The following is a 12,927-nucleotide window of genomic DNA, read 5'->3' on the forward strand; positions in this document are numbered from 1 at the left end:
TATTATCAATTAAAATCCAACATTAACACCAAAGGCAAAAGTTCGAGAAGAAGGGTAGGTATTGGTATCTACGCCTTGATTTAAATTGGTCTTTTCGCCGGCAGCAGCTTGAATTTCTGGTGTAAAGCCTGTATAAGAAGTAATGGTAAATAAGTTTTGTGAGGTTAGGTAAAAGCGAACTTTTGTGACCCCTAATTTATTTAATACGGTATTTGGTAAAGAATATCCTAAGGTTAAATTGTTTAAGCGTAAGAAACTTCCACTTTCTAAGAAGTAGGTAGAAGCAGGTAAGGCACCTAACGTAGCACGGGGAACGCTATTGCTCGGGTTATTGGGTGTCCATCTGTTTCTTGCAACATCGGCCTCTATATTATCAGTAAGCTGACTGGTTCCTCTGGCAGCTTTTTTACCATTGTAGATTTTTCCTCCTGCGGTACCGTAAAAACCAAAACTAAAGTCAAAGCTCTTGTAGGTAAGACTTCCGTTTAAACCATAGGTTACTTTTGGTTGATACGAGCCAAAATAGCTTCTGTCGTACTGATCTATAACTCCGTCTGGTACATTGTTTGGCCCACTAATATCGCGGTACATAATGTCACCAGCTCTTGCATCTTTTTGGGCTGATGCATCAATTTCGGCTTGATTTTGGAAAATGCCTATTTTCTCTAACAAGAAGAAACTGGCAATTGGCATTCCATTATCGGTTTTTGTAATGGCATAATTTCCAACATTATCGCCAATTAAGGGTTGTCCGCCATTTAATTTTTCTACATTGTTTTTGTTGTGTGCTACGTTACCGCCAATGCTGTAGCTCCAGTTTTCTCCAATTTTGTCTTCCCAATTTAACGAGAACTCCACTCCTTTATTGGTAATGGTTGAGGCATTTGTAAGGTATTGTTTATCAGGGTCGCCTAAAATACCCGGAAGTGGGATGTAAATTAATGCATTGCTAGTTTTTTTACTGTAGTAATCAAAAGTACCCGAAAGTCGGTTGTTCAGCAATCCGAAATCTAAGCCAGCATCCCATTCATCTGTAATTTCCCATTTAAGATTTTTATCATTAATGTTGCCCAAAGCAATTCCTTGTGTTGCCGAACCATCGTAATAGTACGGCAAATTGCGCTGAGCAATTGAATAATAAAGTGATGATGCAATATTGTCATTACCCACCTTACCAAAACTTCCTCTTAGTTTTAAGTTGCTAAATACCTTTTGGTTATCCATGAAAGCCTCATTGGTGATGTTCCAAGCTACCCCAACAGATGGAAAATATCCCCAACGATTGTCGGAATCAAACTTCGATGTCCCGTCGGCTCTAAAGCTTGCCGTAATCAAATAGCGATTATCGTAACCATAATTAATTCTTCCTAAGTAGGAATTTCTAGCGTATTTATCTCCTGTGTTTGATACGGTTTGCGTGCTACTTGTTCCTGCATTTAAGTACCATTGGTCTTGATTTTCAGGTACATCTAGTGCAGATCCAACAAGGCTGTTAAATTTGTATTTTTCTGCTGTTACACCGCCCAATACGGTGAAGCTGTGTTTGCCAAATGTTTTGCTGTAAGTAGCAGTATTATCCCAAATCCACCTACTAGCATCATTTTTGGTGCTTTTTAAGGTGCTATTTGGTCGTGATTGGTTACCTGCCGGGGTGATAAAAGTACTTCCATCGTTTAGGTATTTGTAACCATACGCGGTAGATTTTGTGAAATCTAAATCGATACCCATTGATGAGCGTAGCGTTAAACCTTCTATTGGTTTATATTCTAACGCAAAATTTCCTTGGATTCTGTTTCCGATGGTTTGATTGTAGTTTTTATCAATATCAAGCAAGGGATTGGCAACGTTTCCTGCTAAAGAGGTATTTCCATATAAATCGCCCACTTTTGATGGTACGTACGGTGCTGCTCTATAAGCATTTCCAAAAGAGCCTAAATTTGCTCCATCAGCATCTCCTCTTGCATAGGATACAACCGATGTTAGTTTCAATTTTTTAGATAAAATATAGTCGTTGTTAGAGCGGAGGGTAAATCTATTATAGCTGTTCCCAAGTTGTAAACCATTATTTGTTAAGTAACCTGCACTTAAAAAATAAATAATGTTATCATTTCCGCCTGAGAGTGATATATTTTGATTTTGTTGAAATCCATTGCGTAAAATGGCATCATACCAGTCTGTATTGGCTCCTTTTAAAAGGTTCGGGTCAATTAAATTTGTTCCACTACCGTAATACTTGTTTGCTTCATTTAAATAACCTGCGTATTGGTTTTCACCTGCCATATCAACTAGGTTTGTTGCTTGACTAAAGCCAACAACTCCATCGTAACTAAATACAGTATCTCCTTTTTTTCCTTTTTTTGTCGTGATGATTAACACACCGTTTGCTGCTCGCATACCATAAATAGCCGTGGCTGAAGCATCTTTTAAAACTTCTAAGCTCACGATATCGGCGTTATTGATGTTCCGAATATCATCGGTAATAACTCCATCTACTACGTAGAGCGGATTTGCTCCTCCTAAAGTAGAGCCGGTTCCTCTTAAACGTACAGTAGGATTGGCATTTGGTTCACCTGAGCTAATTACTTGAACACCGGCCACTTTTCCTTGTAAGGCTTGAGTAGCCGTTTGAACGGGTTGTTTCGCAAGTTGATCGCCTTTTACCGAAGCAATAGATCCGGTAAGGTCTTTAACTTTTTGCGTGCCATATCCCACCACTACAACTTGCTCTAGTTGCTGGTTTTCTGATTGGAGTGAAATATTAATAGTTGTTCGATTATTAACTTGCACTTCTTGTTTAGCGTAACCTAAATAGGAAAACACTAAAGTTGCATTGGATGGAACGTTAATGCTATACTTTCCATTGACATCTGTTTGTGTGCCGTTTTGTGTGCCTTTTATCGTGATGCTTACACTCGGGAGCGATGTTTGATCACCTCCATCTATTACCGTACCTTTTACAGTAATGTTTTGCGCAAAAGCCACGTTAATTGCAAGTAAACAAATTCCGGCCAAGACAGAAATTTTTATACAAAATTGTTTCATGCTGTTATTATTAATTTGGTTAAATTGATGTTTAAAAATGACACTGTTTTTGGGAATGAGCAAGTGGAACAACCTCTACATCATTACATCAGTGTAATTGATATAACTCAAATTTTTGTTGAACTGATTTCTTAAATAGCCCAAAAACACCGTTTAAATACTTTGATTTAATTGTTTTTAATACGTTGGTGTAGTTGTTACACCAACTGTTTTGTATGTGTTAACTAAGGTGGGATGAGAGGTAATGACGTAGTAGAGATTGAGTGAAAGAGTTGGAATGTGTAGTGTTTTTATAATTCCATCAAGAATTCCGTCAGGTTTTTTTCGTGCGATATTTGAAGTTTTTTTCTTAAACGATAACGGCGGATTTCTATTCCTCTAAGGGTGATGTTAAGCAACGAAGACATTTCTTTACTGCTCATATTCATCCGTAAATATGCGCAGAGTTTTAAATCGTTTGGTACCAAATCTGGGTATTGCGCTTTTAGTTTTTTAAAGAAGCTTTCATGTGCCTCATTAAAGCTGTTTTCAAAAAGATTCCAATCGCGCTCATCATTCATACCTTCTATAATTACTTTCTGGATTTTGCGTGTTTGGTCATCGGGTATTCTTTTGCCTTCTTCGTCTTTAAGTTTTGCAACCTCTTCACTTAGTTTTTGAAGAAGTTCATTTTTATACACCAAGCTCATTGCCGAATTGGCCAATTCTCTGTTTTTTGATGCGAGTTCGGTTTGCAATTTTTCCGTTTGTAATTTTGCAATTTGCTTCTCATTGGCATCGGCTTCTTTGCGGAATAGTTCTTCCTGCTCCGCTTGCAAGTGTTTGCTAATTTTTTCTCGGTCTTTATAAAGTTTTCTTTCGTATATTTTTTTTCCTAGGATTAAGGCTATTACGATACATAAAATATAAAAAGAAATGGCCCAGTTACTCAAATACCAAGGGGGTAAAATGGTGAAATTTAAACGCGTTATCTCACTTAATGTATGGTTGTTTAGTTTCGCCCGTACTTTAAATACATATTTTCCGGCGCTTAAATTAGTAAAGTCTTTTTCGGTAGCATAACTCCAATCCGACCATTCTTTCGAGTATCCTTCTAGGTAAAACTGAAATTTAATGTTACTTTTTCTATATGTGGGCAGCGAAAATGAAATGCGGATATTGTTGCGATTATTGGCAATTTTAAGGGGCGCATTGGTTTCGCTGATAATGCTAAATTTATCGGTAATGTCATCAATTTGCCTAATAAGAACAGCCGGCAGGTTTTGTTTGGTTGGAATAGGTGTATGGGTAGGCTTGTAAATCACAAAGCCATCGTCTACACTAATAAGGTATATGGAAGAATCAATTTGACTAATGTTTTCATAATACTGTACCATGCGTCCATCTAATTGGCTAAACTGATTGGAATCGACTTCTATTTTTCCGGGCTCTCGTATGTAAACCAATGCTGTTTTTCCATGGTTGATGAACCAGTATTTTTTATCTCCTGCCGGGATGATTTTATTGGAGCTTGCAAAGGTTCCTAATTTCGAGTTTAAGGATGTGAACAGCTGAAATTTATTGCTAAATTCATCATAGGTGTAAAACCCTTTGTCTGATGAAAAGAGAATTTTGTTGTACAAATTAAAAATGTTGAGGTTGTGAGTACTCGGTAAACCATTTTTTTGGTCAAAGTATTTTATGGCAGTTGCTTTGGTGTAATCGTGACTTAGTTTTAATCGATACAATCCTTTGTAGGCATGACTTACCCAAATATCACCTTTGTAGTCTTGTTCCACATTTCGAGAAGGCGCATTAAATCCTTCAACTTGGCGCACAAATTTTAAACCTTCAGCCGACATTTTGAAAATAGACAAGCCATTATAGGTGCCTTGAACAAAGTAATTTGATTGTAGGTTTTTTATCGTCCAGCCGCCACTAACATCCGATATTTTCTCTATCCGATTGTCAATTACACGAAACGTTCCGTTGTTATGGCCACAGATTAATTCACTACCAATAATTGATAAATCCCATACTTGTCCTTGAGAATGTGGGATTAATTGAAACCGAAGTGGCTTTAGTTGGTTGTTGATTGATTGCCAATCGCTGTAATAAAGCCCCTGGTTGGTTCCTAAATAGATTTTACCTTTGTACACGATGCTGGAGTAAACCGTGCCAAACAAGCCAAATTTATCTAAATGGTAATATAAGGATGAGTTTAGCTCAATGCGGTCAATTCCATTGTCTAAGCCTGTCCATAAATTCTGTTCGTTATCGCTGTAAATACTTAAAACGGTGTTGTTTTGTAATCCAGTTGATTTATTTACGCGTTGTACAATTCTTCCTCCTTCATCTAAGATAATGATTCCGTTGAGGATGGTTCCATAGGCATAATACTTCCCTAATACTCGGAAGCCATTATTTAATTGATAGACTTTTAGAAAATTGCTTGCTTCAGAGCGAAAAGGTATAAAATCGGCTCCGTTATACAGGAATAGTCCATTCTTGCTCGTTCCAATCAGCAATTGATTGTTTTTGTATGGAAGCATAGATAAAATGCCTTCTCCTCCTAGTTTATCGCTCTTTGGGAGATAAATCAGTTTTTTTTCTTTTAATTCATAGAGCCCTTTACCCCATACTTCTACATAAAAATGTTCATCCACTTTGTGTAAAAAGAGAAAAGGAGAATTAGGCGATTTTACTATTTGGAGTTGGTTATTCTGATACAGATAAATGCGCGAGAAAGTTTGGAAAATGACTTGATTTTTATCGATGTAAATTTTCCATACCTCGTCGTTTAGTGTTTCATTTTTGGGTAATAATTTGCTTATTGAAGTGAATTGAAGCACATTATTTTGAAGCGACCAAAAGCCAAACTCGCCAAAACTACCTACATAAATTCTGCCAGTGGAATCAACCGCTATGGCTCGTACAATTTGTTTATTGGGCATTTTATATTTTGCCCAATAGCGACCATCAAAGGCCAATAGCCCTTCTGCATTCCCAAAATACATGACCCCATTTTTGTCTTTATCAATTGCCCAGTTTTGGTTGCCTGCTGCATAGGTTGCCTTTCGGAAGTTTTCGACATAGGGAGCGCCAATGCCTTGAATATCTACGGCATGCAGTCGCAGGATAAGCAGAAAAAGAAAGGCAATTGTAAGGCGAAAACGTTTTTGCATAAATGCGCATGAATAATCTTGAGTCTTTTACTTGCAAAAACTATGCTAAAGTAGGAGAATGAAAATGTTGCAGCAGTTTGAAAGGTTTTTCTTCAGCTAAAATGAAGCGAGCCTGTGCTAAGAAAATGGCCTGCGTGTATTCTTGGGTATAAAACAATAAAGGGGGGATGTTTTGTCAAACATCCCCCCTTTGTTGTGTATTTTTATGCGTTAGCTACCGGTTGCGGTACTTTTACGTAATAACCTGTTCCATCATATGGACGCTTGCGTGGATTGGTTGTGCAAGGTTCTGAACAACATCCTTGTAATTTATCTCCACATTCATCGCACTGCGTAATGTGCTCATTACACTCTGGATTGGCGCAGTTAATCATTTTTGGTGTTGTTTTTCCACAGTTGTAGCATACAGAAACTACTGTTGGATTTACCTCATTTACGTCAACAGCAATTCTATTGTCGAAAACATAACATTTACCTTCGAAATCTTTTCCTCCGGCTTCTTTTCCGTATTTGATGATACCGCCATGTAGTTGATACACATCGTTAAATCCATGATGCAAAAGTAATGCAGATGCTTTTTCGCATTTGATACCGCCGGTGCAATAGGTTAAAATTTTCTTGTCTTTATATTGAGCAAGTTCGTTTATTTTTTCTGGGAAATCGCGGAAATTCTCAATATCCAGTGTTACTGCATTTTTGAATTTTCCTAAGTTGTGTTCGTAGTTGGAGCGCACATCTAAGATTACCACATCCTCGTCGTCTTTCATTTTCATGAAATCAACCGGTTCTAAATGTTTTCCGGTACGTTCATTTGGATCAATGATAGAAGTATCTCTTAAACCCGAGTGAACAATTTCTGATTTGTAGCGACAATGCATTTTAATGAACGAAGGTTCATCTACTTGGTCAATTTTAAATTCTGTTTTAGCAAATCGCGCATCAGCGTGAATGGCTTCCATATAGGCAGAACACGCTTCTGGAGTACCCGAAACAGTTCCGTTTAAACCTTCGTCGGCCACAATAATTCGACCTACCAAGTCTAACGATTTACAAAATTTAAGGTGATCTGCTGCAAATTGTTCAGCCTCTTCAATGCGGCTGTAGCAGTAATAAAGTAATGTTTGATATTTTTTCATAACGCTATTGATACCCATGCAAAGGGCGTTTAAAGCGCTGCAAAGATACAAAAATCATCTGAATTTAGCTAACCAACTATCTCTGTACTTTTTACCCTGGCATACAAAACTTAGAAACCGTAGCTAAAGCGAATAGATTGGGCAATTTTCTTGCTGCCATCGTATGCAAAACCATAACTTGCTCTAAAGATGAGGCGTTTTAGACCAAAATAAAATTCTTTGTAATTCTTCTTTTCTGGTGATGATAAATAGCCACCGCCTATAAATTCTTCAAGTTTTGTTTTACGTAATAGTGGTACTTTGTTGATAAAAAATCCTCCAAAACTATGTTCTAAATGGGCTTCAAAATATTTTTCGCGTGTACTAAATTGATAAAAATCCAAGTACTGGAATTTTCGGATATTAGGCGGGAAGATGGTTGAAATGTTTCCGGCGAAATGCTTATAATCGGGAAAATACATTTTATTGTTGTTCGGAAAACCACCAACTCCTACTAGAAAAGTACTATAGCCCCATAAGCCAAAATTTATTTTTTCTTGGTAAACTTCCAACTTCAGAAAGTCATAATCGATATCGCTACTCAGCGTATTTTTTAATCCTTTACTATAGGATAAAGTTATTTGCGGGTATTTAGACTCGGTATAAAATTTACCGTCGGGGCGCGTAATGTAGTGCTGGCCGATAGAATAGGTTAAGCTTGCATTTAGGGTAAAGGCCTTGTATGTTGGAAACAGTGGTGTTTCTACCTCAGGCGTAAAAGGATTATTCGATGTGAATGCCAAATCTTTAGTGTTGATGAGATAAAAATCGGTATGATTAACCAAGGTTTTATTTTGGTTGTATTCCATGCCAATTGAGGCTTGTAAGCCACTGGTCAATTCTCTTGATGAATAAACTTTTAGATAATTTTTTTCATAAAATTTCAGAAAATTTTTGCCGTAAAAGAGAGAGTTGATACTGTTTCCAAAGAGGGTCATAGATCCTACATTGTTTAAATCAAAAATCCCATTTCCAAAGGAAATTCCAACATTCGCTTTTTTCTTGGGGTTGTAATGGTAATTTCCAGTTAGGCTACCGGTAAATTTGTTAATTGCCAATCCGTATCTAATTTCGGGGCGAATGGTATAGTTAACGCGGTTTTCAAATTCCTTCCTGTAGGTTACGCCATATTTAATGGCAAGACCTTCTACCGTATTGTAAAAAATGGAGCGTAAAATCGGGTCGAAGGTGTAAAATTTCTTTTCGTATCGTTTATTGATGCTATAGGGTGTCAATAGCAGTTTGTTGATGGCAAATTTGTTATTGGCATTTTCAACAGAATCAAGGTAATGTTTCGATTCCTTTAATTTAGCTATACTATCTTTCTTAACATAATCGAGCTTTTCCTCTAGTGTGAGTGGAATCGGACGATTGTTTTTCCAGTAAAGAGAATCTTTTTTGTTTACAAATTCGGTAATTTTTAATATTTCACCGTTAAAATAGTTTTTTGGAAATTTTGGATTAAGGTTGTAATTACTGTACGATGCCAAGTAATATCCCGCAAATTTAAAACCCAATAAATTGCCCGAAAATTCTAAGTTGACATTGGTTGGCATGTACACTTCTTTAACTTTTGTGTAGGACAGATTCATGCTCAGGGTATCAACAAAGTTGATACCTGCCTTTTTTAGTAAGAAAAGATCAGCATTGTAAATACGCCAACTTTTATCCAAGATGTAAATGATTCCTCTAAAAACTGGATCGTTTTCTCTTCTAGCAATCACTTCAATTTTATGAATCGTTTCACCACCTTCATGTAGCTCTCCTAAAAGTTTATAGCTATAGTAAAATAAAGCATTGTCGGCAATAGGTGATACAAAACCACGTGCACTTAAATTATTTTCGAGAACAATGTTTTCGTATAGATCAATCATTAAATCGGAAGCTTTGTTAAAGCTAAAAGCATTGTTTCTTCCTGATAGTTTAGACGAAATCATTTCTTCGTGAATTTTATCTGGGCGTTGGAAACTAAATTTACTTTCCGATTCAGATAGGTATATAATTCCTTTTCGGTTGGTGTCTAAATCGAGTGTTTTTTGAATATTTCGGCCTAAGAATTTTTTGGGTGCGCCATTTAATTTTTGTACTCCTTTTATGTACACATCGCATTCGTATGCATTTACTTCTGTTAAATGTTCTTTTCGTTTTTCAATCGCATGGCGAATAATGGCATAAGCAGGGTCTTCGGCATTTCCGTGGATTGTTACGTTTTCCAAGGCATAGTTTTCAGCCTTCAGTGTAATGTTGTGTGTTTGATCGTCTGTTAAATTTATCAAAACTTCTTTGGTTTTGAAACCAATTGCTCGATACGAAATTGTGTATTTTCCCTTGTCCAATTTGAAAATATACTTACCGTTAATGTTGGCGGAGGTTCCGTGCGTGGTGTTTTTTAAAAAAACACTCGCAAAAGGCACGGGTTGGCCACTCTCGTCTTGAATCGTTCCACTCAATGTGAATTGTTGGGCAAAAAGCACGGTGTTTACAAGAAAAAGAATGATTATCAGGTAGGCAGTTCTTAGCATAGATGTAAGTTAATCAGATAGTAAATTATTAATCAATAAGATACATGACCACTAAAATAGAATTATTGTTTGTTAAAAAGTGATTTATTTATTCGAATTTGTATATCAAGCTGAAAATATGGGCTTTATTCATCGAAAAAAATGCGCAAACGATTGTTCAATCGGCCATAATTTTTATACTATCCATGCATTTTTATACCTTTGGAGTTCAGGCAATCATCAAAATAAATTATGTATAAAACACTACAACCTGTTCTACAAAAGGAACTTGAAGAAATAGAAAATGCAGGATTATATAAACGCGAACGCATTATTGTAACTCCACAAGGTGCAGATATTAAAGTAAATAGCGGTGCAGAAGTGGTAAATTTCTGTGCAAATAACTATTTAGGCTTGTCTTCTCATCCCAAAGTAATTGAAGCTGCTAAGAAAGCGATTGATGAACATGGATATGGTATGTCGTCAGTTCGTTTTATTTGCGGTACACAAGATGTTCACAAAGAACTTGAAGCAAAAATTTCTTCGTTTTTGGGTACGGAAGATACGATTTTATATGCAGCAGCTTTTGATGCCAATGGCGGTGTTTTTGAACCTCTTTTTTCAGCAGAAGATGCCATCATTTCAGATGAATTAAATCATGCATCCATTATTGACGGCGTGCGTTTATGTAAAGCACAACGTTTCCGTTATAAAAACACGGATATGGAAGATTTAGAAAAACAATTAATTGCCGCAAAGGATTGCAGACATCGCATTATTGTAACCGATGGTGCTTTTTCTATGGACGGTTCTGTTGCTCCTTTAGATAAAATTTGTGATTTAGCTGATAAATACGAAGCGTTGGTTATGATTGATGAGTCACATTGTTCGGGTTTTATTGGTAAAACCGGACGTGGTACACACGAGCATTTCAACGTAATGGACCGCATTGATATTATCACCGGCACCTTAGGAAAAGCTTTGGGTGGTGCATCGGGTGGTTTTACTTCAGGTAAGAAAGAGATAATTGAAATGTTACGTCAACGTTCGCGTCCATATTTGTTCTCGAACACCTTGGCTCCATCTATTGCAGGTGCCTCTATTGCGGTTTTAGATATGCTAAGTGAAACTACCGCTTTACGCGATACGTTAGAAAGCAACACAAAATATTTCCGCGAGAAAATGACTGAAGCAGGTTTCGATATTAAGCCAGGTTTCCATCCAATTGTTCCAGTTATGCTATATGATGCTAAAATTGCTCAAGCATTCGCTGCGAAAATGTTAGAAGAAGGAATTTATGTAATCGGATTCTTTTATCCGGTTGTTCCACAAGGAAAAGCGCGTATTCGTGTTCAACTGTCTGCAGCGCATGAACAACATCATTTAGATAAAGCTATTGCAGCTTTTACAAAAGTAGGGAAAGAACTAGGCGTTATTTAATCAGCCCTTGTATACCGAATTTTTAAAAGCCGCAATTTACTGCGGCTTTTTTTGTTTTGAGTTCATTTTCTTTAATAAATTACAATTGAATGGATATTTTGAACTCAAACGGGATAAAATCTAAAGAAAATTTGCTGTATATTTGAAGCCATGTTACAGGAAAAAATAACACAATACACCGAAAAAATTAATGCTTTTGTAACTGAAAAAGCAGACGAGTTAGAACAATTTCGTATAAAATACTTAGGAAGCAAAGGAGTTATCAAAGAGATTTTTGATGATTTTAAAAATGTTTCTGTTGAAGAAAAACGTTCGTTAGGTAAGGTTTTGAACGAATTTAAACAGCTTGCCGAAGCAAAATATTTAGCTTTAAAAGAAGTTACCGAAGCTTCAAGTCAGAAAACAGAAAGCGCTGTACTGGATTTGTCTTTGCCGGGTGAAGGTTTTGAAATAGGTTCTCGCCATCCTTTAGCATTGGTACGCAGAGAAATTGTAGAAATTTTCGCAAAGCTAGGTTTTACCGTTGCCGAAGGTCCAGAGATTGAAGACGATTGGCATAATTTCTCGGCCTTAAATTTTCCTGAAGAACACCCCGCTAGAGATATGCAAGATACCTTCTTTATTAAAAAGGGAGGAGAAAAAGGGGATATCGCTTTGCGTACCCATACTTCATCGGTACAAGTGCGTATGATGGAGCAAGGACAACCACCATTCCGTGCCATTATGCCCGGACGTGTATACCGTAACGAAGCAATTTCTGCAAGGGCACATTGCTTTTTTCATCAAATTGAAGGCTTGTATGTGGATGAAAACGTTTCATTCGCCGATTTAAAACAAACCTTATTCTATTTTGTGCAAGAATTATACGGCGAAGGTACTAAAGTGCGTTTCCGTCCATCATATTTCCCGTTTACAGAACCTTCAGCTGAAATGGATATTTCATGTACCATTTGTAAAGGCGATGGCTGTAATTTATGTAAATACAGTGGCTGGGTAGAAATTTTAGGGTGTGGAATGGTTGATCCAAATGTATTGGAAAACTGTGGTATCGACTCAAAAAAATACAGTGGTTTCGCCTTTGGAATGGGAATTGAAAGGATTACCAATTTAAAGTTTGAAATTAAAGACTTGCGCTTATTTTCTGAAAACGATGTTCGTTTCTTAAAACAATACAAGTCGACCTTAATTTAAGGATGAAGTATTTATACAGCATATTGTGTCTGGTTGTACTATGTACTAGTTGTGGCAAAGAAGAAGATTTTGTGCCGAATGTACCGGTAAATTACACTACGCTTTTAACGGATCCCAATTTGGTAGGTCTGTCATCAGGAAAACCTGTGACTGTAAAAGGACAGGGCGTAGCGGGTTTAATCTTGTATAGGAATGTAGCCGGAAAGTACGTAGCGTACGATCGTTGCAGTACTGTAAACCCTCGCAACATGTGTGCTGTTGAAATTGATGATAATTATATAACTGTAACCGACCCTTGTACGGGCGCTAAATTTTTGCTCGAAGACGGAAGTCCTGCAAAAGCCCCTGCTGCCCGATACTTAAGAGAATATCTCGTTAGCATCTCAGGTAACACCATACGCGTAACTAATTAAG

The 12,927-nt window shown here is 37.0% G+C and carries 7 protein-coding genes; 3 read left to right on the plus strand and 4 right to left on the minus strand.

The window, feature by feature from the left end:
• Positions 1-9: 9 nt before the first annotated feature.
• The 4 genes from ACJVDK_RS18130 to ACJVDK_RS18145 form a co-directional block, all read right to left on the minus strand.
• The gene (locus tag ACJVDK_RS18130; RefSeq protein WP_443938076.1) at positions 10-3,042 is read right to left on the minus strand and encodes a SusC/RagA family TonB-linked outer membrane protein; all 3,033 of its coding nucleotides are present in this window, start codon (positions 3,040-3,042) and stop codon (positions 10-12) included.
• A gap of 290 nt (positions 3,043-3,332) precedes the next feature.
• Positions 3,333-6,206 carry a ligand-binding sensor domain-containing protein gene (locus tag ACJVDK_RS18135; RefSeq protein ID WP_443938077.1) on the minus strand — a complete coding sequence of 958 codons (2,874 nt, stop codon included), beginning with the start codon at positions 6,204-6,206 and terminating at the stop codon, positions 3,333-3,335.
• Positions 6,207-6,409: 203 nt separating this feature from the next.
• Positions 6,410-7,342, minus strand: a complete 933-nt coding sequence (trhO, locus tag ACJVDK_RS18140) for an oxygen-dependent tRNA uridine(34) hydroxylase TrhO (RefSeq protein ID WP_443938078.1) — start codon at positions 7,340-7,342, stop codon at positions 6,410-6,412.
• A 110-nt stretch (positions 7,343-7,452) separates the two neighbouring features.
• Positions 7,453-9,903 (minus strand): DUF5686 and carboxypeptidase regulatory-like domain-containing protein, encoded by a 2,451-nt coding sequence (locus tag ACJVDK_RS18145; protein ID WP_443938079.1) that lies wholly within the window; start codon positions 9,901-9,903, stop codon positions 7,453-7,455.
• Between the two features lie 231 nt (positions 9,904-10,134).
• Between ACJVDK_RS18145 and kbl the strand changes: the two genes are divergently transcribed.
• From kbl to ACJVDK_RS18160, 3 genes are all read left to right on the plus strand, one after another.
• Positions 10,135-11,322, plus strand: a complete 1,188-nt coding sequence (gene kbl / locus ACJVDK_RS18150; RefSeq protein ID WP_443938080.1) for a glycine C-acetyltransferase — start codon at positions 10,135-10,137, stop codon at positions 11,320-11,322.
• Between the two features lie 150 nt (positions 11,323-11,472).
• On the plus strand, positions 11,473-12,513 hold the full coding sequence (gene pheS / locus ACJVDK_RS18155) for a phenylalanine--tRNA ligase subunit alpha (RefSeq protein WP_443938081.1): 1,041 nt from the start codon (positions 11,473-11,475) through the stop codon (positions 12,511-12,513).
• A 2-nt stretch (positions 12,514-12,515) separates the two neighbouring features.
• Positions 12,516-12,926, plus strand: coding sequence for a Rieske (2Fe-2S) protein (locus ACJVDK_RS18160; RefSeq protein ID WP_443938082.1), 411 nt, complete (start codon positions 12,516-12,518; stop codon positions 12,924-12,926).
• Position 12,927 lies beyond the last annotated feature (1 nt).

Origin of the sequence: Pedobacter paludisoli (assembly GCF_052344095.1) — a bacterium.
Taxonomy (GTDB): Bacteria; Bacteroidota; Bacteroidia; order Sphingobacteriales; family Sphingobacteriaceae; genus Pedobacter.

Excerpts from the sequence above, each read along its gene's own strand:
- ACJVDK_RS18130 (WP_443938076.1), bottom strand. The coding sequence starts at position 3,042 with ATGAAACAATTTTGTATAAAAATTTCTGTCTTGGCCGGAATTTGTTTA.
- ACJVDK_RS18135 (WP_443938077.1), bottom strand. The coding sequence starts at position 6,206 with ATGCAAAAACGTTTTCGCCTTACAATTGCCTTTCTTTTTCTGCTTATC.
- trhO (WP_443938078.1), bottom strand. The coding sequence starts at position 7,342 with ATGAAAAAATATCAAACATTACTTTATTACTGCTACAGCCGCATTGAA.
- ACJVDK_RS18145 (WP_443938079.1), bottom strand. The coding sequence starts at position 9,903 with ATGCTAAGAACTGCCTACCTGATAATCATTCTTTTTCTTGTAAACACC.
- kbl (WP_443938080.1), top strand. The coding sequence starts at position 10,135 with ATGTATAAAACACTACAACCTGTTCTACAAAAGGAACTTGAAGAAATA.
- pheS (WP_443938081.1), top strand. The coding sequence starts at position 11,473 with ATGTTACAGGAAAAAATAACACAATACACCGAAAAAATTAATGCTTTT.
- ACJVDK_RS18160 (WP_443938082.1), top strand. The coding sequence starts at position 12,516 with ATGAAGTATTTATACAGCATATTGTGTCTGGTTGTACTATGTACTAGT.